This window comes from Colwellia polaris (assembly GCF_002104515.1).
GTDB lineage: Bacteria > Pseudomonadota > Gammaproteobacteria > Enterobacterales > Alteromonadaceae > Cognaticolwellia > Cognaticolwellia polaris.
The window spans coordinates 331,367-355,662 of the sequence record NZ_NBOE01000001.1 but is presented as its reverse complement, the minus strand read 5'-3'; the positions used below and the strand labels follow the sequence as shown (position 1 = coordinate 355,662).

The following is a 24,296-nucleotide window of genomic DNA, read 5'->3' as shown; positions in this document are numbered from 1 at the left end:
TTTATAAGGACAATATTATGAGCATTAAATTAAGTTATAAAATGATAAAAGCAATAAAGCATAGCCATTCTCTTTGGCTAACTTTGAGTTTATTTCTGGCCTGCCAAAGTCACTTACATGCTGAAGAAAGTACAATTTCAGCAATAAAAACTACGCCAATAAATATAACGAATAAAACCGAAAATTTAGCCGTTAAAAATATAATAGACCGCGCGAATCTCGCTTCTTATTATGCTGGCGAAGATGGCAGTGCTGAAGCGCGTATGATTATTGTTGATGAAAACGGTAATCGCCAAATGCGACAATTCACCATTTTACGCAAAGATGTGCAAGACCTTGGCGATCAAACGATGTTGGTGTTTTTTTCAAAGCCAAGTAACGTTAAAGACACAGTATTTAGAGTAGAAAAACAGCTTCAAAGCGATGACAATCGTTGGTTGTTTTTACCCGCACTTGACTTAGTAAAACGTATTTCGGCTGGCGATAAACGTACGTCTTTTGTTGGCTCTCACTTTTACTATGAAGATGTTTCAGGTCGTAATCCTAATGAAGATAATTTTTCATTAGACAGTGAAGATGGCAGCACCTATACCATTACAGCTTCCCCAAAAGATCCACAAAGTGTTGAGTTTAATCACTATGTTGTCACAATTGATAAGCAGAATTCCCTCCCAATAGAAACTACTTATTATGATCACAACGATCGTGCTATTCGCAAAATGACAGTACTACAAGTGCAAGAAATTGACGGCATTGCTACTGTAGTAAAGTCGCGTATTACTAACCTGAACAATAACAGCTACACCGAAATGCAATTTCGTAATGTAAAATATAACCTTGGCTTACCTGACAGTATTTTCAGTGAACGCAGTATGCGCACACCGCCAAAAGCGTGGTTAGACTAGTCACTTGCGCAATATTTTAGAAGGTGAACGATTATTAGTAATTTAGCGAGAATTAAAGCGCTACTGCTTAATGTTTTTTTGATATTTGTTAGTCTAAACGTAAGTGCAAACAGTGAAAGTGCTAACAATGCCAATAACGATAACTGGGCAGACGAATGGGCAGATGAACCGCCAGCTTCACCTTGGCAAGTTACAGGATTTATTGAAGCAGCTCACGGGCAGTTTTTACAAGCTAATGTTAGCCAAAAGAGCACATCGCTTAGCGAAGTAAGAGCTAGAGTAAATATTGACTACAGCCATGAGTTATTCGATGCCACAGGCAAGCTCGACAGTTATTATGACCACGTGCTCGCAAAAACTATTTTTCAAACCCGAGAGCTTAGCCTGAGTGCCAGCCCGTTTAGTTTTGTCGACATAAAAGCAGGTCGGCAAGTATTAACCTGGGGTACGGGAGATTACTTATTCCTCAATGATTTATTTGCCAAAGATTGGCAGTCATTTTTTTCTGGCCGCGCTGATGAATACTTAAAAGCGCCATCGAACAGTGTCAGAACTAACTGGTTTTATAAGGCAGTGAGTTTTTCCTTAGTATGGACACCTGAATTTACCTCAGACAACTATATTAACGGCGAGCGCTTCTCATTTTATTCGCCACAAGTGCAGCAAATAATTGCCCCTGCTAATGGATTTTCAGTCGAAAAAAATCATAAATCACAATGGTCAGCTCGCTTAAAAACTCAGCTAAATAATGTTGAAGTTGCGTTATATGGCTATCAAGGTTATTGGCCAACACCACAAGGTACAAAGCCTTCAGGCCTTTCAAGCCAAGTTAGTTCGCAATACCAAAGTTATTTTCCAAAGCTTAATGTCTGGGGTGTTAGCGCAACAGCACCTTTCAAAGGCGGTATTTTCAATGCAGAGTACGCTAGCTATAACAGCACTGAAGATAATCAAGGTACGAATGATATGATCGCCAATGGTCAACATAGACTTTTAATAGGCTATGAACGAGAACTAGCAAAAAATTTAACGGCCAGTATGCAGTATTATCTTGAGCGAACTAAGCACTATCAAGCATTGAAAGCCAACAGCCAAACACCTGATCAACGTGTGGCTGAAAATCGTCATTTGTTAACTTTACGTCTGCACTATCGCGCCCTAAGACAAACACTCACCTATTCAATGTTTGCCTTTTATTCTCCTAGTGATAAAGACGGTTACCTTAAACCTTCAATTAATTATCAGTACAATGATCAGTGGTTATTTAGTACTGGCGCGAATGTGTTTTTTGGTAGAAATGACTTTTCTTTTTTCGGGCAACTCGAAAACAACACCAATGCATGGTTAAGCGCGCGTTATCAGTATTAATTTTTTAAGCTAAAACTCATCAAGCTAGATAAATAGCATTGCCGAGAAGAAAACCCCGTGAAGCTAAGCCTATGCAGCTAAGCTTATGTTACTAAGCCGAGGTTAATAAAATACTGGTTTCGCTATTGAGTACGCCTTCGATCATCCGGACTTGTGCTAATACATGGTCAAACTCAATCAAGTTACTGGTGTGAAGTTCAGCCACTAAATCCCATGAGCCATTAGTGGTATGTAACTTAGTCAATTGCGGTATGCCCTTTAGTACCTTAATAACTTGTGTGGTTGAACGGCCAACAACCTCTATCAGCATAATAGCTTTTACAGACCCCGCCTCTATCGCCTCATGTGCTCTAACCGTAAAGCCTAAAATAGCCCCCGACGATACTAAACGTTCAATGCGATTTTGCACTGTGCCGCGTGATACTTTTAATTGTTTAGACAAAGTTGACACTGATGCTCTGCCATCTTCACGTAATAATGAAATTAATTGTTGGTCTAATTGATCGTGCAGATAGGCTCTTACGGTTGAATTTGACATAATGATATTTAAACCTTACAAAATGATAAAAAATAACGCAAAAATACAGTAATAATGGCATTTTAACTAACAAAAATAAAAATTACACTACCGACTTACTTTCGTTTTAATTGAGAAAACTCCGTTGAGCATTATAAATCCACAAGCGCCTAGCAGTGTTATCATGATCAGGCCACATCACTTCCACTCAAACCCTGAAACCTTGGCAGATAATAGCTTTCAGACAACTGAGTTAACTCAATCGCCTGAACACATTGCCGAAATGGCCTATAAAGAGATCAGTCAAGCGCAAGTAATACTCGAAAGCCATGATATAAAAGTACATATGTTTGAAGATGAAAGTACGCAAACGCCTGACTCAGTATTTCCAAATAACTGGTTTTCAACCCACAGTGGTGGCCATATTGCTATTTATCCTATGTATGCACAAAACCGTCGTTTAGAGCGACGAAGCGACATTATTGAAATGCTAAAGCAAAGCTATCGAGTACAAGACATTGTCGATTATTCAGGATTAGAACAAGACCATATTTATCTCGAAGGAACAGGTGCCATGGTACTTGACCATTTTGATCGAGTTGCTTATGCCGTGCAGTCAAAACGCGCTAACTCGTTAGCACTTGAACGTTTTTGCACGCACTTTAATTATGAACCTATGTTGTTTGACGCCTTTAATAGTGCAGGCGAAAGTGTTTATCACACTAACGTTTTAATGTGTATTGCCACAGAGTTTGTTTTAATGGCGCCGAGTATGATCAAAAACACACCGCGCCGAGAAGAAATTATTCAACGCTTTCAAGCATCAGGTCGTGACGTTATTGAACTGAGCGAAGCGCAAATTGCTCATTTTTGCGGTAACGCTATTGAATTAAAATCTTCTAATGGCCGAATTTTGGCTTTATCAACAACGGCCTATAATGCTTTAACTGCTGAGCAACGCAAGTTAATAGAGAAAAGTGCAAAGCTTGTATCGATTGACGTTAGCACCATAGAACTCGCCGGTGGTTCTATTCGTTGCATGATAGCGGGTATTCATTTATCGCCGCGTTAAAAGTATTATTTAGGCGCAGCAATAGCAGCAATAAAAAACACGCGAAAAAGCATCTTTTGCCATTAAGATTTGTTACTAAGATTTGTAATTAAGATAATGGTGCAAAACTTAGCGAGTTAATCGAGAGCTAATTTGACAGTAAAAAATACCCCCAACTCGCTAATAACAATAGCCAAGGTAAAATACTCAGAAGTTTATTACCCATAGTTACGTCTTTTTGTTGGCTATCTAATGGTTTGGACTCTGTTACTTGAGCATTAGCTTTTGCTGCCACAGTCTTTTTACGCTGTTTATCACGTTCACGAGATTTTGCTTTTTGTTGTTTCTTATACTCGCTTATACCTTTTTCAATACCTTGAGCAATTAATTTGGTTTGCTCTTTGGTTTGTGACTTTTTTTGCGTTCCTTTAGCAATACGCATTGCTTCACTTTGTACTTCGTTAGAAACTTTACCTGTAACTTGTGTTGTCAAAACCGAACCTCAACATAAATTTTAATGAATATATGATGCCATTAATCGGACAAGACTTTAACCCCAATGCTTATTAGTTTATTCTTGCAACAGCCAAAATTGATCACCCACCTAATTGACTAGAATAGAGAAAACCATGAGCGATTTACTAAGCACAGCAAAAAACCAAATTACCCAAATGTTATCCATGCAAGATGCCATGAATTCACGCGTTAGCGAGACTTGGCGAGATAACAATTACGAATGGTATCGCGCCATTTGGGTTGAGTGTGCCGAAATGTTAGATCATCACGGTTGGAAATGGTGGAAACACCAAGAAATTGACGTTGCTCAGGTACAATTAGAGTTAGTCGATATTTTTCATTTTGGCTTAAGTTTACGGTTAATGTCTGGTGATTCAATAGAAAGCATTACCGAAACTTTAGCAACTGAATTAACCCAAAGCAGCGGCCAACAAGACTTTAAAATCGCCTTAGAAAGCCTTGCTTCTGCAGCCGTCACTGACAAAGCATTTAATGCTGTTGCACTTGCTGATTGTATGCGTTTAATGGCAATGGATTTAGATGAGCTTTTTCGTCAATATGTTGGAAAAAACACCTTAAACTTCTTCCGTCAAGACCATGGCTATAAAGAAGGCAGCTATATCAAAATATGGCACGGTGAAGAAGACAACGAAGTACTAGCTAACTTGGTTACTACACTCGACACGAGTGCTGACGACTTTCAGCAACAGCTTTATAGCGCATTAGCCGCGAAATACCCGAAGTAGCTTCCAGTAAGTTAGAAAACTAACTATTAAAAATCAGTGAGTTAATAAAAGTAATATCGATAATCACTATTATTAACTCACTAACGTGTTAGTGGCATCATCTCTGGCTCATTTTTTGCTTTATCAAGTTAACTAAGATAAACGTCAAGAAATTGAACTGCCGGAGATGTATATGGAACTTATTCTATTTGCCATGATCAGCCTAATTGTTATTGTTGGTATGCTTGCGAGCCGCTTGAACGATAATAGCTTTCCCTTTCCTTTCGATCGTAAAACTGCACTATTTACCCCCGCAGAAAAAAACTTTCAAAACCTTGTTGAGCAAGCAATGGGCTCAAGATACCGTATTATAAATCGTGTAAAGCTAGCTGATATTGTTAGCGTTCGTAATGGCGTATCAAAACGCGCAGGGCAAACAGCCTCAAATAATGCTCATAGCAAGTATTTAGACTTTGTAATTTGCGAACGCGACAGCATGAAGATGCTTGGTGTAATAGATTTAGTCGATACACAAGGCAAAGGTTATAAAGTTAAAAAAGATTGGTTTGTTAGTGGTGCACTTGAAGCTGCAGCCATTCCGCATATTCGCATTAAAGTAAAAGCCAATTACACCATAGATGAAATTCGTGCTTGTATTAACAGTCGAATATTAGGTAATAAAGCACCTTCACCGCAAGTAAAAGGCCGAATTATTCCTGCACCTTTAGTAAAAGCTCGCCCAAGACCTACTGGCGCATTATCACCGACCGCTGCGCATGCTATGTTAACAAAAGATACCCCTGCATTAGCTGGGCAACTTTCAGCAAATCAAGCCGCTGCACTGCCTCATTAAAAAAGTAGTTCATCGCATGTAAAGCAGACAGATAAGTCTGCTTTTTTTGTTGATATGCAAAAGTCGCGCTATAATCCGCCCATCAACTCTGGCGCATTGTAGTCGTCAAAATTTTTTACAGGATTAACATTAATGAAAGCAGGTATTATTGGCGCAATGGAGCCTGAAGTTGCCATTTTAAAAGCAAAATTAGACAATTGCGAAACATCAACACATGCAGGTTATACCTTTTATCAGGGACAATTAAATGGCTCTGAAGTCGTGATTGTACAGTCGGGTATTGGCAAAGTCGCGGCTGCATTAGCAACAGCAATACTTATTGATAAATTTCAGCCTGACTATGTTGTAAATACTGGCTCTGCAGGTGGTTTTGAACAGTCACTTAAAGTCGGCGATATTGTTATTAGCTCAGAAGTGCGTTATCACGATGTCGACGTAACCGCTTTTGGTTATGAAATTGGTCAACTACCCGCTAACCCGCCCGCATATATTCCTCATCCAGAATTGGTTGCAGCAGCAAAAATAGGCATAAGCTCGCTTGAAAACGTACAAACCTTGGTCGGGTTAATTACCACTGGCGACACATTTATGACGAAAGATGACGATATAGCGAAAGCTAGAGCCAACTTCCCTACAATGGCCGCTGTTGAAATGGAAGGCGCCGCTATTGCGCATACTTGTCATCAATTCAATACGCCATTTGTGGTGATTCGCTCAATGTCTGATATTGCAGGAAAAGAGTCTCCAACATCTTTTGAAGCATACTTAGAAACTGCCTCAGTTAACTCGTCGAAGTTAGTTATCAGCATGCTTGATGCGCTAAAAGAAAAGTCGTTAAACTAATGCAAACCCTGAGTAATATATTAACTAGCCCGTATTTGTATTCTGCGGTGATCACCTTATTATTAGTGATCGCTTTAAAAGCATTGGTTAGTCAGTTTATTACTCAGCAACACTTAGCTTTTTTCAATTTTTATTGTCAACGCCTGGCTGATAAAGTAAGTAAACCGAGTAACAGTGCGCGCCAACAAAATATTTCAGGCTTGATCGCCATACTCATTACTTTACTACCGATAGTCGCTATTTTGTGGTTATTTGAAGTATTCATTGAAATACAATGGCTTTGGCAAGCGTTTTTACTTTATTTCGCCTTAGGAAACTTTGGCTTAACAACAACAAATAAAGCCGTTGCTCGCGAACTAGTTGCCAATAATAGCTACCAAGCTAAACAGAAAATAGCCCCACTTTTATTGCGCGATACTGAACAAATGTCACCATTAGGGATAAGTAAAGCTTGTATTGAAATGCAAGTATTAAAGAGTTCGCAACTGTTAGTGTGTGTTGGTTTTTATTTTATTTTCTTTGGACCATTAGCAGCATTCGCGTTTCGACTTTTATTAGAAATGCATTACGCATGGAACATAAAAATTTATCGTTTTGTACATTTTGGTGCTACAATTAACCATATTGTAAATTTACTGCAATGGTTACCATCGCGAATATTTGCTTTGGTTATTTTACTCGGTACTGTAGGGCAAAATACTTTGCTCTATTGGCGTTTAATACGTGGTAAGTTTTTCCAAACAAATAACAGTATTTTGTTGCATATATTGTCTTTAGGTTTAGCAATAAAGCTCAGTGGTGTTGCCATGTATGGCGGTAGCAAGGTGCGCAAAGCTAGCTTTAATGACCACGCGCGACAACCGCAAGCCACTGATATTATTCATGCCAGTAAACGGGTAAATTATGCCCTTTATCTGTTACTTTTATTGGTATTACTTCTAGCTGTTACCTCTTATGCTATCTCTGGTGTTATTCAATAACATTAAAACGAAGTAGTTAGCTCATTCGCCTGTAATTAAAGATCTTTGTTATTACAGTAATTAAGGTAAACTGTCGGCATTAATCTAAACTTTTTTTACCTATACAAGGCGTTTATATGAAACTTACTCAATTAACTTTGGTTATTTTATTAAGCTTGTTTACTTTTCTCGCTTTTGCAGAGGAAACACCTCCTATTTCACAACAAGCCCTATTAACTTTAATGGCTACGCCTGCCAATAAACCCCTTGTTTTAGATGTACGCAGCGCTGATGAATTTGCTGAAGGTCATATTGCTGGTGCGATTAATATTAGCCATGATGAAATTAACGCAAACCTAAGTAAAATAATGGCTTATAAAGATCAAACCGTTGTGGTGCATTGTCGCTCAGGTCGCCGGGCTATCAGTGCAGAAAATGATTTACGCGCTGCTGGTTTTAGCGATCTTCGCCACCTTGATGGCGACATGAATGCTTGGCAAGCAGCTGACTTACCCATAGTAAAATAAGCGTCTGTTCACATGTTAGAATTACTTTATTGGCTCGATCTCTTTGGTGTGATTGTTTTTGCTTTTTCAGGGGCATTAATGGCAGGTCGTTATCAACTTGATCCTTTTGGTGTGGCTGTTTTGTCTGCGGTTACCGCTATTGGCGGCGGTACTATTCGCGATGTAATTCTTCAAACCCCCGTCTTTTGGGTCAAAAATCCAATATATCTATATGTTATTTTAGCTACAGCGGCGCTCACTATCATTTTTATACGATGCCCGAAGCGTATTCCTAAACGATTCTTGTTGGTTTCCGATGCTTTTGGGCTTGCTTTATTTGCAGTATTGGGCACAGAAAAAGCCTTAAGCTTAGGCGCGGCTGTACCCGTTGCCATTTTGTTAGGCATGGTAACAGGCGTTGCCGGTGGTATGATCCGTGACGTACTTTGTAACGTTATCCCGATGATATTACGACAAGAAATTTACGCCACCGCAGCTATTTTAGGCGGCGCATTATTTACCCTTTTTACTTATATCGAGCTACCACAACACTTTGCCATCGTAGGCGCAATACTAGGGGCTTTAGCTTTACGCTTAGCTGCCATTTATTGGCGTGTAACACTGCCAGCCTTTGAAATTATTGAGCCCGACGAGGGCACCAAAAAATAATCAATAAAGCAGATAATAATTACCGTGTTACCTAAAATTTAGACTTTAGGTAACCACATAGTTGCTGCCGCACCAAAAATACCTACAGCCATTAATAACGTTGCCAAAATAAGTATTATGCAAACGCCATACTTTACTTTTAAATCGGTTTTCTGCTGCGCCCAAAAATATAGCTCCAGTAAAGCTAGTGGTAAAAGGTACTGTGCAAATGCTAAAGCAATAATAAAAGGACCTTCAAAGGTTTCTGGGTCGAAGCCAACAGGCGCTTGATGAATTAAAAGCCAAGCCATTAAGCCCACACGAAAAAACCAGCCACTATTCACCACCATAAATAAACGCAAAGCCCATTGGCGATGCTGCACAATGTTACGCGCAATTGCATAGCGTAAAGTGAGAAAGGCAAAGGTAATGATAAGTAATACCATGATATTCATTGCAACAAACATAGCGTTGCCACCTGGCATTTTTTCATAACCCCAAACAAGGTATAAACCTAAAATGCTGCCGATAAAAATAGTGACGAGATAAATACGCCCATTTATTCGGTGAAATTTAGGAAATTTTTCTCGAATTTTTGGGATGAATTGCAAGGGGCCAAAACCCATAGTAACTACCGCAATTATTACATGAATAATCAATGCAATTAATCCTGACTGATGACCATTCGGTGATTCCAAAACATCAGTATTACCTGCAAGTAATTCACCGCCATAATGAGCAATGACGTAATACACCATGATCCATTGCCCGATAACAGCAACGGCAAACCAACATTTAGCGATATTGGCTAAAATAACATTTGAACGTGTTGATACACTCTCAACACCAGCGATTTCATTTTTATTCATACCTAACTCTTTAATTTTTAGTTTTATTACTTTAAATGTTTTAGCAAAGAGCATTCCAAATTTTATTATCTTAAATTTCAACATCTTGAAAATTTTAATTGTAAGTGAGAAGTGTTTTTTACGACTTTAAGGTTTTTTTGACCGATATTTAGTGATGAGGTAATTTTTTACCAACAGGCGGTAATTTAAAAAGCAGAAGCTATAAATGCCAAGGCTATAAATGTGCACGTTAACCTATTGTTAAGTCAGACATATATAAACTTAACGATTCAGTGCGAAGGTAGGTGATAACTAATAAACATGGAATTTACCGATAGCTTTTATTTGCTAAACCGCTATCGGTGTTAACTCATAATAAAGTGCAATTATTTACGCAATTTAGATACCGTAAAATTAGCATAAATAGCGATAGCCGTTCCACTAACAAGCAGTAGCATAGCAAGTCCAAACATGGCATTACTTTGGGATTCAAAAGCCATGAAATATATTCCAACAGCGACAAAGAATAAACCAATATAAATGAACACTTTGGGATACGAGGAAATAACCCCTGACGTTTTTGTGCTTGTTAATGTTCTAGTTTTATTCTTTGCAACAGCTTTTCGTTTATGCTTATTTGTTGGCATGACCAACTCCTTAAATTATCAACTTATTTTAATCGTTTTTTATAAAGTTTTATTCAATAGAAATAAAATCAACCCAATTAGCTGAGCAACAGCTTAAGTAACCGAACTCTGGATAAGCAGCAATTGCTCAATGCTCCCTTTTAAGCCATTCTCTGCGTTAAATCGTCGATAAATAGCGCGCTATTCATCAAGGTTTTCCCTTGGAAATGGCATAAAATGAAGTATTGATGGTGTCTATTCTTGATGTTCACCATGCTATAGCATTTACTTTACAACCTAAACTTTTGATTCACTTGAGTATTAACCTCTCATTATCCAGCGTTCAGGTTAAGTAATATGTATTGAATCAAACAATTTATTTTTCATAACAATTTAAAGCTAACGTAACTATCTATGATAAAAACATAGTCGTAGATCAAGTACTCACATTCACAACAACAATGAAGCTAGCTAATTTAAATGCTAAACCATTTACAATATGACATATTTTAAACAATATATTAGCCTAACGTCTTATTGTTAAGGTCCTTGGCTTTTGATACAGTTCGCCGGTTAATTAAAATGTGCAAAATCTAGCGATAACTCACGCGCTTCATTATATAAATATACAAGAGAACGAGCTTTATGATTATCTTTTTTATCTGTCTCACCATCTTAATACTAGGTTACAAATTTTATAGCCCATTTGTCGAAAAACAAGCCGGCTTAGACTCCACTGTTGATACACCACAAAAGCGTTTTAGCGAAGGTGTTGACTATGTACCTGTTCACCCAGTTCGTGCTTTTTTAATCCAATTTCTCAATATCGCCGGAGTTGGTCCAATATTTGGACCAATATTAGGGGCATTATATGGCCCAATCGCTTTAGTTTGGATCGTGCTCGGTAACGTTTTAGGTGGCGCAGTTCATGATTTTTTCTCTGGGGTTATGAGCATAAAGGAAGATGGTAAAAGCCTACCTGAAATAGCAGGAAAATATTACAACGTTATTTTCAAAGGCTTTATGTTGATATTTACTGCCATGTTGCTATTTTTTGTTGGCGTAGTATTTATCATGAGTCCTGCGGGCTTACTCAGTAACTTAGATTTTTTTGAAGGCACCATTTTAGCCAATAATACTTTCTGGGTATTGGCTATTCTAGGCTATTATTTTTTAGCAACCTTATTACCCATTGATAAAATAATCACTAAATTTTACCCGATTTTTGGCTTATTAATGATTGTTATGACGATTTCAATCGCCATTGCACTTTTAATAAATGCGCCACATTTACCTATGACGGGCGATTTCTTAGCTTATTTTGAAGCCGATCATGCGCACGACTTTTTAACACCAAACCCTGATGGTTTACCCACTTGGCCACTACTGTTTATTACTATTACTTGCGGTGCCATAAGTGGCTTTCATTCTACCCAAGCCCCTATTATTGCTCGCTGTTTAACCAACGAAAAATATGTACGCCCTGTTTATTATGGCGCTATGGTCAGTGAAGGTGTGGTGGGCTGTGTTTGGGCGCTTGCCGGCATTGCCGCATTTCCTGAAGGTTATGCCGGATTAAAAGCACTGCTCGATGCTGGTGGTCCTGGGTTAGTGGTGAACCATGTTGCTAATAGTTATCTTGGTGTGTTCGGTGGAATTATGGCAATTGTTGCTGTTGCGGTTTTCCCTATTACCTCTGGTGATACAGCCTTTCGTTCACTGCGTTTAACAATAGTTGACGCTTTTAATATACCGCAAAGCATGCGTAATCGATTATTGCTCGCCATACCGATTTTAACCATTGCGTACTTTATGACAAAGCTCGACTTTACGGTTATTTGGCGTTACTTTGCTTTCTCAAATATGTTGCTATCTACCAGTGTGCTTTGGCTTGCAACAAAATACTTATTTGACCGCGGTACTTTCCATTGGATTACCAGCATACCTGCAGTTATCGCAACAGCGGTAACCGTTTCTTATATTATGACCGCAGCTATCGGTTTTAATTTATCAAGTGGTTACGGTAAGCCCATTGGTATTGCTACAGCAATATTAGGCTGCATTGCACTTGTTATTATTCATGCTGCTAAATATAAAAATACAAAGTAGCAAAAAATATTTAAACTAGATATTACGTGTACTTAAAACAAAAAAACCAGTAATCTAACAACGAATTACTGGTTTTTTTTATCTTGAAGCTGCGATTATTATTTGGGTCCGGCTAAAAACCAGATAATTAAACCAATAACAGGGAATAGCAATACCACTAATGCCCAAACAATTTTTTCTGCTGTTGATGCGCTTGATTTTAAAATACTAAGAATCGCCCAAATTGCGATAATTAAATGTATAAGTCCTAAAATACCTGTAAACATAAATTTAATCCTTAAGTGTTATTTATTTTTTTAAATCACGAATATGTTTAATAAACTCATGCGTTATCTTGAAGCATAATGCATAAACTTACTTTACACTAAATAGAAGACATTTATAAAAACAAAAATTAAGCGTATAGAAATAAGGAATAAAATTGTCGAATAGTTCAGCTCATATCAGCTCTAAAGGTCAAATAAGTTTACTCTTCGCGGCCCGTCCTCAGGCAGTATGTAAACACCTTTTTGAACTACTCGGTTTAATGGGGCTGCTGGTGTTAGTTCCAATGATCGTATCACTCGCCAGTGGACAATACCCTGTAACACTGGCTTATTTAGCTATCGCGATAATTTGTGCTATATGTTACGCCCTTAGTCGCAAAATTAAGCGCGTTAAGCAACTCCAACGTAATGAAACACTCGCCGTTGCCGCATTAGTGTTTATTACCTCATCATTACTTTTTACGCTGCCTATGCTGCAATACAACATGTCATTTATTGACGCATGGTTTGAAACAGTTTCAGGGGTAACAACCACAGGCCTTTCAACCCTATCATCTGTTGAAGACAAACCTGCTGCATTTTTGTTTGCACGAGGTTGGATGCAATGGGTGGGTGGTTTAGGCGTAATCGTACTCGCACTCGCTATTCACACCCAACCAGGTATAGAAACAAAAATGTTTGGTGCAGATGCTGCCGATGTAGACTCGCATATTGGTGGTACGCGTGGCCATGCTAAACGTATTTTAGTGGTTTACGCTGTATTAACTTTTATAGGTATTGGTGCATTACTTTTCGCTGGTAGCTCACTCATTGACGCTATAGTACATGCAATGGCTGCTGTTTCTACTGGTGGTTTTGCCAACCGAGACGACAGCTTTGCCTCATATGGCATTAGCGAGCAGTGGATAGTTTCTATTATTTCAATTCTCGGCGCGATTTCATTACACCTTTATTATCGTCCCACTATATCTTCACTTCGCGCTAGCTTCAGAGATCCTCAATTACGATGCCTACTTTTACTGGTAGCCTTTGTACCATTAGCCGTTTTCGCTTTGGTTAAATTATCTGGAGGTGAAGCTAGCATTGGACAAGCTTATTTTAATACCATATCTGCGATAACAACCGCTGGTTTTGCTTCATCTGATATTTTACCCTTTGGTAGCGCTGCCATGTTGTTAATTTGTGCTTGTATGTTTATTGGCGGCGGCATAGGTAGTACCGCTGGTGGCATAAAAATTTATCGATTATTAGTATTGTTTAAAGCCATGCAAATGTTTTTACGACGCGCCAGCAGTGGTGTGCATTCGCAGCTACATTTGCGCTTAGACGGTAAAAGGGTAGACTACTTAACAATAGAAAACATATTAGCAGTTATTTGCGGTTATTTAGTCTTTCTCGTTGGCAGTTGGTTAATCTTTCTGGGTTATGGCATGCCGCCAATAGAGTCTCTTTACGAAGTAACATCTGCGCTTGGAACCGCTGGGGTTTCTAGCGGCTTAACATCAACAGAACTGCCTACCCCCTTAAAACTGGTATTAATTTTTAACATGTTACTTGGAAGAGTAGAAACTGTAGCTATTATTGTTTTATTGCTCCCAGCAACTTGGATAGGTAAGAGAAGGAGTTAAACACAATGCGAATGGTAATTATCGGAGGCGGCTCTTTGGCCTCTCACTGTGCAGCAGAACTCACTAAGCGCGATCATGAAGTGGTTATTATAGAAAAAGATCAAGATAAAATTGATGTGTTAAGTGAATATATCGACTGTGGTTTTATTTTAGGTGACGGAGCTAAGCCTAAGTTTTTAGAAGAAGCCTGTGCGAAAAATACCGATGCCTTAATATGCCTTTCTGACAGTGATACCGACAATTTGCTCGCAGCACAGGTTGCAAAAACTATGGGTTTTAAAAGAGTAATTGTTAGAGTAGAAGACGACGAGCTTGAGCCGGTTTGTCATAACCTTGAAATGGACGGTGTTATTTTCACCAATAAACAACTGACAAGAGAAATAGTCAACATGAGCGAGATGCGCGATGGTATGCTCAGGTCGGCCTATTTAGATGGAGACCTTCAGTTTGTCGAACTTACTCTGGATGAAAACTGCCCTAAATCACTTGCTGATGCTGAGCTTCCGAAACAATGCCAATTAGTTACGGTAAACAGTGGCGACAAATGTAGTATTCCTGCAGATGTAAAGTCGCTCAACGCGGGTGATAAACTTTTATTCGTCAGTAGTCATAAAAACTTAGAAAGATTAAGAGAGAGCTTAGGGTTAACTTCAGATTCTTGATATTTTAGCGGGTAAAAATAATGCTATTGATAAGGTAAATTACTCATCAAATGTAACTAGATTACTCCAGTAAATAGCGTTATTTGGCTACTGTTTTATATAATCACAATGTTTGACAAATACGTCATAAATGACTTTATCAACTTCAGTACCGTAACAACGGGTATGCAAAAATTCGTTGTTTTCTTCATAAACGCTCGAGTTATAAATAATATATTTTATTTCAGATTTACCTTGCACCTTTGCAGGGTAATTTCTCAACATTTCAAAACGCTTTAAACGTGCCATCATGTCTGATAAGCATTCACTATCAATCTGAAATTCTGACACATGATGCCCTACATATTCGCTTTTTTCATAGCCTAAAACGTCAAGCTCACATTCATTGGCATAAACAATAATCCCTTTAGTCGATACCACATGAATGCCGATTGATGAGTTATTGATAAAGTCTTCTGGGTTTTCAGTAAACATAACAACCTAAGGGTTTTAAAATTACCCACTTATTTTACAAGAAATTTTTCTCAATACCAGAACGGCAATATTTCTTAAAGTCAGCTACTTAGCAAAATGGAATAAAAACATTACAATGCAACAAGATAACAAGAGATTAGGACAAGTTAGTTGAAACTCAGTAAAAGGTTAAAGCAGATTGAACAAATGGTAACTAGCCATTATACCCACATTTGGGATTGTTGCTGTGATCATGGCTTTTTAGGGGCAAGTTTATTGTCACAGCAAGCAGCGCCGAATGTACATTTTGTAGATATAGTGCCAGCGCTAATCGCCAGTGTAGAAAGTAAATTACAACAGTTCTATCAAAATGCTACTTCGCACTGGCAAACACACTGTATAGATGTTTCAACACTACCTTTGCAAAAGTATCAAGGCTCTCACTTAGTTATTATTGCCGGTGTTGGTGGCGATTTAATGATTAATTTCATTAATGATATTTGCCAACAGTCTCCTGATCTTAATATCGACTTTTTACTATGCCCTGTTAATCAACAATATGACTTACGTAAAAAATTAATTGCACTGCAATGCAGTTTAAAAAACGAAGCGCTAGTAGCCGATAATGGTCGCTATTATGAAGTGATATTAGCCTCAACAAAAAGCAAACTATGTCATGAGACTAACAATAAAATAAATAAACCTATAAGCCCTATAGGAGATGATATTTGGCAAGCAAAAAGCACTCAACAAGCACATGTAGTTAAACAATATTTAACTAAAACACTTAGTCATTACAAACGCATTCAGCAAGGTGGTAAAGAGAATGTTGATGACATTATATGTGCTTATAGCCAATTAAAGTAAACGTTTAAAACCGTAAATAAAATTACTATTTTTAATGATAACTTATTTATTTTCTTACGTGACTTTATCTTACGTGCTTTAACTTAAGCAATTTCACTACGGATAACTTATACCAATTGATATAAACAATCGATCATTATAAAGCGGTTTAAAATTGATCGATTCATTAAATCAATTGGTATTAGACAGAAGAGCTGAGATTGCTAAACATTGAAACTCATTACTACCAATACAGTGAGTTAGTTTATTGCTTGCATAGTTATTAATAACAAGTATTTATCAGCGTTAGCAACCATTAGTGGTTTGTGAATAAAATGCTGAATTATCTGCGTCGGCTTCAATATAATACAACAAGCAACCACTTGAAATGTCATAACCATTTGGAAAAATTTGTACGCCAGCATTAGGCACTTTATAAATTCCCCAGTTAGTAGTAAATGAATCGGTAGGGCTTGAAACTACAGTAAAAGACGCATCAATAGCATTAACAACATTTTGAGAGTCAGCTTTTAATGTGCCATAAAAGGTATCAATGTTGAGCGTGCCAAGGGCAATAACTCCCTCGCCAATAAGCTCACCCTGTACAATAGATTTTGAATACACCAGCTGATTTGCTGATTTTATAGAGCCTTCTAATGCATTAAGGTTTGCAATAACGGCATCACTTTTAATATTAATAAATTTAGGCGCAGCCGTCGCGGCTAGAATACCTAGAATAACGATCACCACAACGAGCTCGATTAGCGTAAAACCACGGTTAGTTTTTAGGTTCAAGGTCATTAACTTCTCACTGATAGAAGGTTGATAAGCAGCAACGATTTAGTTAAAAGTCGTTTGCCAATTGCAAGTTATTATATTGAACTGCTTGATAGATATCTATTCGTTAAATTAAAATGAATAAAATAATGCGAACTTCGCCAGTCAATTTACTTTACCTTTTACCATATAAAAAACCACAAAGTGATCTCATCAGCAGGTAAAGAGCTATTATTAAAAACTAAATCACTTAAGAAGCTAGCAACCAAAGAATACCTCTAGTTACTAAAGAAGCACTTACTTAAATTTAAATAAGCTTATTCTTCTTCAACACAATTACTATTGATTAGACCAATTTGTTGATGAATTTCTTTGGTGTTTTTTTCTTGCTCTGCCATTGCCAAATCAATTTTGGCAGCAGTACATTTATCAGCTAACTCTTTATTCATCAGGTGAGTTTGATCTTTTTGCTGCTGTTTTAACCCTTCGGCACCACTATATTGGTCACGAGTTTCAGGGGGTCTGTCTTGTTGGTATGGAGGCGGTTGGTTAGCTCCACAAGCGCTTAATATAACAAGCAGGGGGAAAGATAAATATTTATTAAGCATGATTTAACACTCCTTGTGTCGATAACACTTTATTACTGAAGGCTAAATTTATGAAAACTTAGCCAGATATTTTTGGAGTATTATTAATATCACAAATATGACGTAATGATAGATATTTTTCTGACGGTTTTTATCAATTCTATAAAAACGTAAAAAAGCCCCCCATATTAATATCTCTGCTCAATTTACAAACCTAAAGGCAGGCCTTTAAAGCTAATGGAATTGCATTGAGGTAAGTAAAGTACCACGTTTAAGCTTCGTTAAGCTTCAACACCCCAACCGTCGTTATAGCCTTTAAATTTAGCCGCTAACAATTCAAACTCAGCCTCTTGTGCCACTATAGCCTCGTAACTTGGGATCATATTTACTGTGCAGTTTACGTCCCAAACATTGGGCATTTCATCTGGTTCAATTGTTACTTGCATGTCAGGCGCTTGCGCGGCTAAATGCTCAACCATTGCTTTGGCTTGCATCTCTTGTTCAAATAACTGGAAAAACACAACGTTATGCATTTCGGTTAAATTAATACCAGCAGCTTGCATTTCAGCTAATACTTGGCCTGTTTCGTCATCTGGAAAATTCATATTACATACAATTTATAAAAAACAATGCGTTATTATATACCCAAATTATGCTAAACACGACAGCCACGCCGCCAAGATTTATTGTTCACACAATAAGTATGAACAACACACTATTGAATTACATTAACTAACCTGAACTCTGGATAATGAGTGCTTGATACTCAAGTGAATCAAAAGCTTAGGTGTTAAAGTAAATGCTATAGTAAGGTGAGCATCACTAATTTACACCATCAATGCTTCATTTTATGCCATTTCCAAGGTAAAACGTTGATGAATAGCGGGCTATTTATCGACGTTTTAACGCAGGTAATGGCTTAAAAGGGAGGATTGAGCAAGTACTGCTTATCCAGAATTCAGGTTAACTAAACTACAAACATTTTGCTGACAAGCTAATTGATGGGGCGAACTTACACTTGGGCAATTATCCATTGCAATGGTCTGGGTGGCTATTTTACTTAATTGTGAAGCACCAATAATATTACTGGCTAAGGTACAGTGTGTGTTTTTAAATTTAACTGTCACCACCTGACATTGCGCTACAGTTACGCAAGTTAAGTTGTTGATAAGCGCGCTTTCAAACGCTTGCATTATTTCAGCATCGGTTTGCGTTGGCGCTATATCAGCCTGAACATTGCTGGTATAAGTTTTAAGGTTATTTCGTTGATGCACTTTTTTCTGATTAAGTTGTATCTGTTGCGCTAATTGCTCTTTCAGCTCAGTGGTAGATTTTTCATTCTCAGACAACATGTAGCCTAAGCTAAGCAAGATAACCATGAAACAAGTTAACGCAAACAGTGTAATAGCGACCCATTTTGCCATTCTGCCAGCACTCCTTTTAGATTTAATTTTTGACTTATATTTTACCACTTGGGTAGTCGAGCAGCATAGTTTTAATCGCGCGATTAATTTTATCCTGAATTTCTTGGCTATTATCTTGCGCTTTAAAGTTTAACGGATATACACTGCGCCAAACAGATCGTTGGCGTTTCGGGTCAATAATATCAATAACTAAACTACCTGGGTTAAATTTCTTTTCTAATTCAATACGCGAATTTTTGTCGGCATTTAAACAATAACCACAATATTTTACTTGTTGATTATAGCGTTTAAATTCACCGACTTTATTATTCAGTAGATGATAAGCAATCACTATATCGGCACTTTCAACATCCTGGTAACGCAACCCTCTTTCATCAAGACCCTGCTCAATTGTTAGTTCAATGTTGTTACGAATTGCGCCATTAATATTTTGTACATCACCGAAAGCAGAGTTACGACCATACGTGCTGTAGCTTTTGACTCCAGAAAAATCAAAACCATCACCAAAAGACGTAGTAGCAACTTGAGTAACAGAACAAGATGAAAGGATAATAAGAAATGCTAAGCTGCTAAGTAATCGATGATTTATCATGGTAACTCTACTAAAAAATAATAACGTTAGATTACCTAGCTATTACTAAATTACAACTCTTTAGCGCCAATGCTATCTTCTAAAGTCAGTATTGAGCACCATATAAGTGCTTGGAGTTAATATATGAATAAAATATTTATTTTAGCTGTTTTGTTATTTAGAAGATTAAAAAAACCAGTAAATTTACTGGTTTTTTTATCAAGCGCTATATTGAGTAATTTTACTTAACGCTAACCTGAGCAAACTTACGTTTACCTACTTGGTAGATTGCTGATGTACCGGCATTTATTACAAGCTTGTTATCAACAACTTTTTCACCTTCAATTTTCGCTGCACCTTGCTTTATCATACGCATAGCTTCTGAGGTACTGGCGACTAAACCAGCCTCTTTTAGTAAATTAGCAATGGCAATTTCACCATTTTCAGTAGTTACTTCAACTTCTGCTATATCGTCAGGTACGGCGCCTTTTTGAAAACGATTAATAAATTCTTGATGTGCCGCTTCAGCTGCTGCTTGGTCATGAAAACGTTCAATTAACTCTTTCGCCAAATCAATTTTCACATCTCGAGGGTTCGCACCGGCGGCTATACCTTCTTTATAACCATTAATAACGTCAATCGGTTTAAAGCTTAATAACTCATAGTAACGCCACATTAAATCATCAGAAATCGACATAATCTTACCAAACATATCGTTTGGTGCATCGGTGATCCCAATATAGTTATTCAGTGATTTAGACATTTTCTGTACGCCGTCTAAGCCTTCTAATAACGGCATCATTAGCACGGTTTGTGGACGCTGGCCTTCAGATTTTTGCAGCTCACGACCCATTAATAAATTAAACTTTTGATCAGTACCACCTAATTCAACATCAGCTTCTAGTGCGACAGAATCCCAACCTTGTACTAACGGATACATAAACTCATGAATGGCAATGGCTTGGCCACCGTTGTAGCGCTTTTTAAAATCATCACGTTCCATCATACGTGCAACAGTTTGGCGTGAAGCAAGTTTTAACATGCCTGCAGCACCCAGTTTTTCCATCCAAGTAGAATTAAAAGCCACGGTGGTTTTTGCAGGATCTAATATTTTAAATACTTGTTCTTTGTAGGTTTCAGCGTTTGCTAATACATCTTCTTTTGTTAGCGGCTTACGTGTAACATTTTTCCCTGTTGGATCACCAATCATGCCGGTAAAGTCACCAATTAGAAAAATAATTTCGTGGCCTTGTTGCTGAAACTGACGCATTTTATTAATTAAAACTGTATGGCCAAAATGTAAATCAGGTGCTGTAGGATCAAAGCCCGCTTTAATTTTAAGCGGCTTACCTTTCTTAAGCTTTTCTAACAATTCATCTTCTAGCAGAATTTCTTCCGCACCGCGTTTTAATTCCGCAAACGCTTGGCTTACATCTGACATTTACTAGGCTCCAACAAAGGTATTTTTTTAAATAAGAATAATTTATTGTCGAATTCTACTGTAATTTTAACTGTGGTGAAAACCCTATCATTGTTTACGATGATATTATTTTGTTATAGTAGACGATAGTTTTCGTATTATAATGTCTTTTATGGGTCTTATCTTTTTGAAAAATATAAAAAACTTATATTTTGCCTTACCAAAACAGCACCAAATAATAATTATGTCTTGTGCTGCAATAGTACTGATTTTATTCATGGTACCGTTAGAAAATAGTAAGCAAGTATCATCAAACAATAGCGGTGAATTTAAAATAGGTGAACGCCATCAAGTTGCGATGCCTGAACAAAGTAACGATGCCGAAGTTACTAACAACATTCAGCTGCCAGTACCGCCAATTGAAGAATTAAAAATAAACCAAGGTCCTGCTCCCGATTTACCCAGTAATATTGAAGAAGATGCTGCTCAATTAACTTGGCAAGCCGTTACGGTAAGAAGTGGCGATTCACTAGCAAAAATATTCAAACGAAATGGCTTAAATGCTACCACAACCTATAACGTTATTACTGCTAAAGGTGAAGAAAGCGAGTTACTGAAAAAACTCAACGTTGGCGATATTATTCGCATGGGTAAAGACAATGAAGGTACGTTGGTTTCACTTGAGTATCCTTTGTCTAAAAATGAAACCTTGTTTGTTAATTTGCAAAATCAGCAATATCACGCTTACAAAGAAAGCAAAACGGTTGAAATTCGTGAGGCTATTGCCCAAGGTATTATTAAATCTAACTTTTGGAACGCTGCTTCATCTGCGGGGTTAAATGACGGCCAAATTATCAGCTTAGCTAATGTGTTTGGTTGGGATATAGATTTTGCGATGGATATCCGCGAAGGTGATAGTTTTAATGTTATCTACGAAAATCAATATGTTGAAGGTGACTTTATTGGCACCGGCAAAATAGTCGCGGCGGAGTTTATTAACCAAGGAGAAACGTTTACTGCTATTCGCTTTACCGACGACGAATATTACTCATCAGAAGGTAACAGCATGCGTAAAGCATTTTTACGTGCGCCGGTAAGCTTTCGTTATATTAGTTCAAACTTTAAGCCTAAGCGTTTTCATCCTATTCAAAAACGTTGGAAATCACATAACGGTACCGACTATTCAGCGAAAAGAGGTACACCTGTTGTTGCAGCCGGCAATGGTAAAGTAACTCATTCAACTTACAATAAATACAATGGCAATTACGTTTTTATTCAGCATGGTAATGGCATTGTGACTAAGTATTTGCACTTTTCAAAACGTGCAGTAAAAGCAGGCGAGCGAGTAAAGCAAGGACAAGTAATTGGCTATGTTGGCTCAACGGGTATGTCTGAAGCACCGCATTTACATTACGAGTTTTTACTTAATGGCGTGCATCGTAATCCAAGAACAGTAAAACTGCCCGATGCTAAACCTATTAGCAGTAAATATAAGAAAAAATTTGATGCTATAGCGGCTCAACGCCTTGCCGAGCTTTCTAGTTCGAGAGATATGTTGCTAGGTTTACCTGCTAATTCAAGTAACGCTGATTAATATGAGTACTGATTCGAGTACTGATGCGAGTAATGGTGTGAGTAATAAAGTTCGCTATATCGGCCTAATGTCTGGTACTAGCGCTGACGGCATTGATCTCGCATTAGTTGAGTTTGATCATAACCAAGCTCAGCACGCTAACGGAGCCAACTTAATCGCTAGCTATTATCAAGCATACGATAATCCTACTCAGCAGAAAATAATGCGCTTGTATAACGCCAGCGACAATGAAATAGATTGCGCAGGCAGTTTAAATGTTGAGTTAGCGCAGCAATTTTCACACGCTATTTTAAGTTTTTTAAAACAAGAAAACTTGTCTGCAACAGATATAACTGCAATAGGTTGTCATGGGCAAACAATTCGCCATAGGCCTGTTAAAAATCAACAAATAACATCACCTTTTACTTTGCAAATAGGCTGTTTACAAACATTAGCCTTATTAACCGGTATACGTGTTGTTGGCGATTTTAGAACAAAAGATATTGCGTTAGGTGGCCAAGGCGCGCCTTTAGTGCCGGCTTTTCATCAAGCAATTTTTGGTTCACCTGAAAAAGACGTGTTTGTGGTTAACATTGGCGGCATCGCTAATATTACCTTTCTTCCTGCTAATGCCCCCCATAAAACCACAGGTTTTGATACCGGACCAGGTAATGCATTAATGGATTACTGGTTTTCACAGCATCAATCAGGACGCTTCGATCCACAAGGCCAATGGGCAAGTTCAGGTACCATTTGTGCGACTTTATTGCAGGAAATGTTAAGCGACGCTTACTTTACTCAACCAGCGCCTAAAAGCACTGGCCGTGAATATTTTAATGCCCAATGGTTAGCAGAATTTACTGATAATAGCACGTTGTCACCAGCAGATATTCAAGCAACACTAACCGCATTAACCGCTGAAAGTATTGCCCAACAAATTCATCAACTAAGTACGAAATCTGACGTATACATTTGTGGTGGTGGCATTGAGAACAACTACTTGGTTTCACTTTTAAAACAGAGACTTACCAAGCACTCAATAGTGAATACTCATACAAAAAATATTAATAGTGATTCACTAGAGGCAATGGCTTTTGCCTGGTTAGCACTGGCATTTGATAAAAATATTTTCGGTAACATTCCAGCAGTTACAGGGGCTAGCAAGCAGGCCGTTTTAGGTATCAGTACCAAACCTTAAAAATAACTAGATTTGAATATTTTTCTCTCTATAATAAAACGTTCCCGTCGAAAAAAAGCACGTTATTTGCGGAATATTTGAACTATTAATATGTTAATCATTCTAACGAATAACAGTGTTTGCTTAATCGGAAGTTCGGTTTAATTTTCGACAATTAACGAGGAGGAAACGATGGAATTTAACGACATACATATTGGTATGAAATGCGGTAGTAAAAAAGGCAGCGGCACCGTTACTTGGATTGATGGCTCAACCCGCACCATTTACATGGCAAATACCGATAACAACAACAGTTTTGAAGTCGGCTTTGAAGAGATTATCGAAGACCCTCAAGCACACAACAAAGAAGATGCATATTACTAAGCTTTATCATCTACTTATGTAGTAAATAGAAGCTCCTTAGGGAGCTTTTTTATT

28 protein-coding genes are annotated in these 24,296 nt (G+C 37.8%); 16 read left to right on the top strand and 12 right to left on the bottom strand.

The window, feature by feature from the left end:
- The first annotated feature begins 17 nt into the window (after window positions 1-17).
- Together B6A32_RS01605 and B6A32_RS01600 are read left to right on the top strand one after the other, a co-directional pair.
- Complete coding sequence (locus B6A32_RS01605) at window positions 18-905, top strand: outer membrane lipoprotein-sorting protein (RefSeq protein WP_233131290.1); 888 nt, start codon at window positions 18-20, stop codon at window positions 903-905.
- Window positions 906-983: 78 nt separating this feature from the next.
- Window positions 984-2,273 carry a hypothetical protein gene (locus B6A32_RS01600; RefSeq protein WP_085301009.1) on the top strand — a complete coding sequence of 430 codons (1,290 nt, stop codon included), beginning with the start codon at window positions 984-986 and terminating at the stop codon, window positions 2,271-2,273.
- A gap of 91 nt (window positions 2,274-2,364) precedes the next feature.
- On the opposite strand, the gene B6A32_RS01595 is transcribed toward B6A32_RS01600, so the two are convergent.
- The gene (locus B6A32_RS01595) at window positions 2,365-2,811 is read right to left on the bottom strand and encodes an Lrp/AsnC family transcriptional regulator (protein WP_085301008.1); all 447 of its coding nucleotides are present in this window, start codon (window positions 2,809-2,811) and stop codon (window positions 2,365-2,367) included.
- 163 nt (window positions 2,812-2,974) lie between these two features.
- Here B6A32_RS01595 and ctlX point away from each other — a divergent pair, with 163 nt between their 5' ends.
- Window positions 2,975-3,862: a citrulline utilization hydrolase CtlX gene (gene ctlX / locus B6A32_RS01590; protein ID WP_085301007.1), complete on the top strand. Its 888-nt coding sequence runs from the start codon at window positions 2,975-2,977 to the stop codon at window positions 3,860-3,862.
- 127 nt (window positions 3,863-3,989) lie between these two features.
- Here ctlX and B6A32_RS01585 read toward each other — a convergent pair whose 3' ends face one another.
- Window positions 3,990-4,283 carry a DUF2956 family protein gene (locus tag B6A32_RS01585; protein ID WP_085301517.1) on the bottom strand — a complete coding sequence of 98 codons (294 nt, stop codon included), beginning with the start codon at window positions 4,281-4,283 and terminating at the stop codon, window positions 3,990-3,992.
- Between the two features lie 187 nt (window positions 4,284-4,470).
- On the opposite strand from B6A32_RS01585, the gene B6A32_RS01580 reads away from it, so the two are divergent.
- The 6 genes from B6A32_RS01580 to B6A32_RS01555 all read left to right on the top strand — a co-directional run bounded on the left by B6A32_RS01580 (window position 4,471) and on the right by B6A32_RS01555 (window position 8,912).
- Window positions 4,471-5,103, top strand: a complete 633-nt coding sequence (locus tag B6A32_RS01580) for a dUTP diphosphatase (protein ID WP_085301006.1) — start codon at window positions 4,471-4,473, stop codon at window positions 5,101-5,103.
- 172 nt (window positions 5,104-5,275) lie between these two features.
- Entirely contained in the window at window positions 5,276-5,935 is a 660-nt protein-coding gene (locus B6A32_RS01575) for a DUF2726 domain-containing protein (RefSeq protein WP_085301005.1), read from the top strand.
- Between the two features lie 132 nt (window positions 5,936-6,067).
- A complete protein-coding gene (gene mtnN, locus B6A32_RS01570) occupies window positions 6,068-6,778 on the top strand; it encodes a 5'-methylthioadenosine/S-adenosylhomocysteine nucleosidase (RefSeq protein ID WP_085301004.1) in 711 nt (236 codons plus the stop codon).
- Window positions 6,778-7,758, top strand: coding sequence for a cobalamin biosynthesis protein CobD/CbiB (locus B6A32_RS01565; RefSeq protein ID WP_085301003.1), 981 nt, complete (start codon window positions 6,778-6,780; stop codon window positions 7,756-7,758). Before mtnN ends, B6A32_RS01565 begins: the two co-directional genes overlap by 1 nt.
- Before the next feature lie 116 nt (window positions 7,759-7,874).
- Window positions 7,875-8,264, top strand: a complete 390-nt coding sequence (locus tag B6A32_RS01560; RefSeq protein WP_085301002.1) for a rhodanese-like domain-containing protein — start codon at window positions 7,875-7,877, stop codon at window positions 8,262-8,264.
- 12 nt (window positions 8,265-8,276) lie between these two features.
- On the top strand, window positions 8,277-8,912 hold the full coding sequence (locus B6A32_RS01555; RefSeq protein ID WP_085301001.1) for a trimeric intracellular cation channel family protein: 636 nt from the start codon (window positions 8,277-8,279) through the stop codon (window positions 8,910-8,912).
- Window positions 8,913-8,950: 38 nt separating this feature from the next.
- Here B6A32_RS01555 and B6A32_RS01550 read toward each other — a convergent pair whose 3' ends face one another.
- On the bottom strand, window positions 8,951-9,760 hold the full coding sequence (locus B6A32_RS01550; protein ID WP_158088436.1) for a DUF2306 domain-containing protein: 810 nt from the start codon (window positions 9,758-9,760) through the stop codon (window positions 8,951-8,953).
- Window positions 9,761-10,125: 365 nt separating this feature from the next.
- Window positions 10,126-10,386: a hypothetical protein gene (locus B6A32_RS01545; protein WP_085300999.1), complete on the bottom strand. Its 261-nt coding sequence runs from the start codon at window positions 10,384-10,386 to the stop codon at window positions 10,126-10,128.
- 624 nt (window positions 10,387-11,010) lie between these two features.
- Between B6A32_RS01545 and B6A32_RS01540 the strand changes: the two genes are divergently transcribed.
- Window positions 11,011-12,474 (top strand): carbon starvation CstA family protein, encoded by a 1,464-nt coding sequence (locus B6A32_RS01540; protein WP_085300998.1) that lies wholly within the window; start codon window positions 11,011-11,013, stop codon window positions 12,472-12,474.
- 98 nt (window positions 12,475-12,572) lie between these two features.
- Here B6A32_RS01540 and B6A32_RS01535 read toward each other — a convergent pair whose 3' ends face one another.
- Window positions 12,573-12,740, bottom strand: coding sequence for a PLD nuclease N-terminal domain-containing protein (locus B6A32_RS01535; protein WP_085300997.1), 168 nt, complete (start codon window positions 12,738-12,740; stop codon window positions 12,573-12,575).
- 155 nt (window positions 12,741-12,895) lie between these two features.
- On the opposite strand from B6A32_RS01535, the gene B6A32_RS01530 reads away from it, so the two are divergent.
- Together B6A32_RS01530 and B6A32_RS01525 are read left to right on the top strand one after the other, a co-directional pair.
- Complete coding sequence (locus tag B6A32_RS01530; protein ID WP_085300996.1) at window positions 12,896-14,368, top strand: TrkH family potassium uptake protein; 1,473 nt, start codon at window positions 12,896-12,898, stop codon at window positions 14,366-14,368.
- 5 nt (window positions 14,369-14,373) lie between these two features.
- On the top strand, window positions 14,374-15,030 hold the full coding sequence (locus tag B6A32_RS01525; RefSeq protein WP_085300995.1) for a potassium channel family protein: 657 nt from the start codon (window positions 14,374-14,376) through the stop codon (window positions 15,028-15,030).
- Window positions 15,031-15,117: 87 nt separating this feature from the next.
- Here the strand turns inward: B6A32_RS01525 and B6A32_RS01520 are convergent, their stop codons facing one another.
- Window positions 15,118-15,504 carry a PAS domain-containing protein gene (locus B6A32_RS01520; RefSeq protein WP_085300994.1) on the bottom strand — a complete coding sequence of 129 codons (387 nt, stop codon included), beginning with the start codon at window positions 15,502-15,504 and terminating at the stop codon, window positions 15,118-15,120.
- Window positions 15,505-15,654: 150 nt separating this feature from the next.
- Between B6A32_RS01520 and B6A32_RS01515 the strand changes: the two genes are divergently transcribed.
- The gene (locus B6A32_RS01515) at window positions 15,655-16,350 is read left to right on the top strand and encodes a tRNA (adenine(22)-N(1))-methyltransferase (protein ID WP_085300993.1); all 696 of its coding nucleotides are present in this window, start codon (window positions 15,655-15,657) and stop codon (window positions 16,348-16,350) included.
- 285 nt (window positions 16,351-16,635) lie between these two features.
- Here the strand turns inward: B6A32_RS01515 and B6A32_RS19535 are convergent, their stop codons facing one another.
- The 6 genes from B6A32_RS19535 to tyrS all read right to left on the bottom strand — a co-directional run bounded on the left by B6A32_RS19535 (window position 16,636) and on the right by tyrS (window position 21,129).
- A complete protein-coding gene (locus tag B6A32_RS19535; protein WP_085300992.1) occupies window positions 16,636-17,130 on the bottom strand; it encodes a pilus assembly FimT family protein in 495 nt (164 codons plus the stop codon).
- Between the two features lie 293 nt (window positions 17,131-17,423).
- The gene (locus B6A32_RS01505; RefSeq protein WP_085300991.1) at window positions 17,424-17,714 is read right to left on the bottom strand and encodes a hypothetical protein; all 291 of its coding nucleotides are present in this window, start codon (window positions 17,712-17,714) and stop codon (window positions 17,424-17,426) included.
- A gap of 260 nt (window positions 17,715-17,974) precedes the next feature.
- A complete protein-coding gene (locus B6A32_RS01500; protein WP_085300990.1) occupies window positions 17,975-18,298 on the bottom strand; it encodes a ribonuclease E inhibitor RraB in 324 nt (107 codons plus the stop codon).
- Between the two features lie 342 nt (window positions 18,299-18,640).
- A complete protein-coding gene (locus tag B6A32_RS01495) occupies window positions 18,641-19,117 on the bottom strand; it encodes a hypothetical protein (RefSeq protein ID WP_085300989.1) in 477 nt (158 codons plus the stop codon).
- A gap of 34 nt (window positions 19,118-19,151) precedes the next feature.
- Window positions 19,152-19,709 (bottom strand): DUF4136 domain-containing protein, encoded by a 558-nt coding sequence (locus B6A32_RS01490; RefSeq protein WP_085300988.1) that lies wholly within the window; start codon window positions 19,707-19,709, stop codon window positions 19,152-19,154.
- Window positions 19,710-19,929: 220 nt separating this feature from the next.
- A complete protein-coding gene (gene tyrS, locus B6A32_RS01485) occupies window positions 19,930-21,129 on the bottom strand; it encodes a tyrosine--tRNA ligase (protein WP_085300987.1) in 1,200 nt (399 codons plus the stop codon).
- Between the two features lie 166 nt (window positions 21,130-21,295).
- Here tyrS and B6A32_RS01480 point away from each other — a divergent pair, with 166 nt between their 5' ends.
- The 3 genes from B6A32_RS01480 (at window position 21,296) to B6A32_RS01470 (ending at window position 24,242) form a co-directional block, all read left to right on the top strand.
- Entirely contained in the window at window positions 21,296-22,702 is a 1,407-nt protein-coding gene (locus tag B6A32_RS01480) for an OapA family protein (protein ID WP_332888749.1), read from the top strand.
- A gap of 1 nt (window position 22,703) precedes the next feature.
- On the top strand, window positions 22,704-23,879 hold the full coding sequence (locus B6A32_RS01475) for an anhydro-N-acetylmuramic acid kinase (RefSeq protein ID WP_085300985.1): 1,176 nt from the start codon (window positions 22,704-22,706) through the stop codon (window positions 23,877-23,879).
- Window positions 23,880-24,050: 171 nt separating this feature from the next.
- Window positions 24,051-24,242 (top strand): hypothetical protein, encoded by a 192-nt coding sequence (locus tag B6A32_RS01470; protein WP_085300984.1) that lies wholly within the window; start codon window positions 24,051-24,053, stop codon window positions 24,240-24,242.
- The last annotated feature ends 54 nt before the right edge of the window (window positions 24,243-24,296 follow it).

What these genes read in the sequence shown, in the direction of transcription:
- B6A32_RS01605 (WP_233131290.1), top strand. Translation starts at nt 18, where the DNA reads ATGAGCATTAAATTAAGTTATAAAATGATAAAAGCAATAAAGCATAGC.
- B6A32_RS01595 (WP_085301008.1), bottom strand. Translation starts at nt 2,811, where the DNA reads ATGTCAAATTCAACCGTAAGAGCCTATCTGCACGATCAATTAGACCAA.
- ctlX (WP_085301007.1), top strand. Translation starts at nt 2,975, where the DNA reads ATGATCAGGCCACATCACTTCCACTCAAACCCTGAAACCTTGGCAGAT.
- B6A32_RS01585 (WP_085301517.1), bottom strand. Translation starts at nt 4,283, where the DNA reads ATGCGTATTGCTAAAGGAACGCAAAAAAAGTCACAAACCAAAGAGCAA.
- B6A32_RS01580 (WP_085301006.1), top strand. Translation starts at nt 4,471, where the DNA reads ATGAGCGATTTACTAAGCACAGCAAAAAACCAAATTACCCAAATGTTA.
- B6A32_RS01575 (WP_085301005.1), top strand. Translation starts at nt 5,276, where the DNA reads ATGGAACTTATTCTATTTGCCATGATCAGCCTAATTGTTATTGTTGGT.
- mtnN (WP_085301004.1), top strand. Translation starts at nt 6,068, where the DNA reads ATGAAAGCAGGTATTATTGGCGCAATGGAGCCTGAAGTTGCCATTTTA.
- B6A32_RS01565 (WP_085301003.1), top strand. Translation starts at nt 6,778, where the DNA reads ATGCAAACCCTGAGTAATATATTAACTAGCCCGTATTTGTATTCTGCG.
- B6A32_RS01560 (WP_085301002.1), top strand. Translation starts at nt 7,875, where the DNA reads ATGAAACTTACTCAATTAACTTTGGTTATTTTATTAAGCTTGTTTACT.
- B6A32_RS01555 (WP_085301001.1), top strand. Translation starts at nt 8,277, where the DNA reads ATGTTAGAATTACTTTATTGGCTCGATCTCTTTGGTGTGATTGTTTTT.
- B6A32_RS01550 (WP_158088436.1), bottom strand. Translation starts at nt 9,760, where the DNA reads ATGAATAAAAATGAAATCGCTGGTGTTGAGAGTGTATCAACACGTTCA.
- B6A32_RS01545 (WP_085300999.1), bottom strand. Translation starts at nt 10,386, where the DNA reads ATGCCAACAAATAAGCATAAACGAAAAGCTGTTGCAAAGAATAAAACT.
- B6A32_RS01540 (WP_085300998.1), top strand. Translation starts at nt 11,011, where the DNA reads ATGATTATCTTTTTTATCTGTCTCACCATCTTAATACTAGGTTACAAA.
- B6A32_RS01535 (WP_085300997.1), bottom strand. Translation starts at nt 12,740, where the DNA reads ATGTTTACAGGTATTTTAGGACTTATACATTTAATTATCGCAATTTGG.
- B6A32_RS01525 (WP_085300995.1), top strand. Translation starts at nt 14,374, where the DNA reads ATGCGAATGGTAATTATCGGAGGCGGCTCTTTGGCCTCTCACTGTGCA.
- B6A32_RS01520 (WP_085300994.1), bottom strand. Translation starts at nt 15,504, where the DNA reads ATGTTTACTGAAAACCCAGAAGACTTTATCAATAACTCATCAATCGGC.
- B6A32_RS19535 (WP_085300992.1), bottom strand. Translation starts at nt 17,130, where the DNA reads ATGACCTTGAACCTAAAAACTAACCGTGGTTTTACGCTAATCGAGCTC.
- B6A32_RS01505 (WP_085300991.1), bottom strand. Translation starts at nt 17,714, where the DNA reads ATGCTTAATAAATATTTATCTTTCCCCCTGCTTGTTATATTAAGCGCT.
- B6A32_RS01500 (WP_085300990.1), bottom strand. Translation starts at nt 18,298, where the DNA reads ATGAATTTTCCAGATGACGAAACAGGCCAAGTATTAGCTGAAATGCAA.
- B6A32_RS01495 (WP_085300989.1), bottom strand. Translation starts at nt 19,117, where the DNA reads ATGGCAAAATGGGTCGCTATTACACTGTTTGCGTTAACTTGTTTCATG.
- B6A32_RS01490 (WP_085300988.1), bottom strand. Translation starts at nt 19,709, where the DNA reads ATGATAAATCATCGATTACTTAGCAGCTTAGCATTTCTTATTATCCTT.
- tyrS (WP_085300987.1), bottom strand. Translation starts at nt 21,129, where the DNA reads ATGTCAGATGTAAGCCAAGCGTTTGCGGAATTAAAACGCGGTGCGGAA.
- B6A32_RS01475 (WP_085300985.1), top strand. Translation starts at nt 22,704, where the DNA reads ATGAGTACTGATTCGAGTACTGATGCGAGTAATGGTGTGAGTAATAAA.
- B6A32_RS01470 (WP_085300984.1), top strand. Translation starts at nt 24,051, where the DNA reads ATGGAATTTAACGACATACATATTGGTATGAAATGCGGTAGTAAAAAA.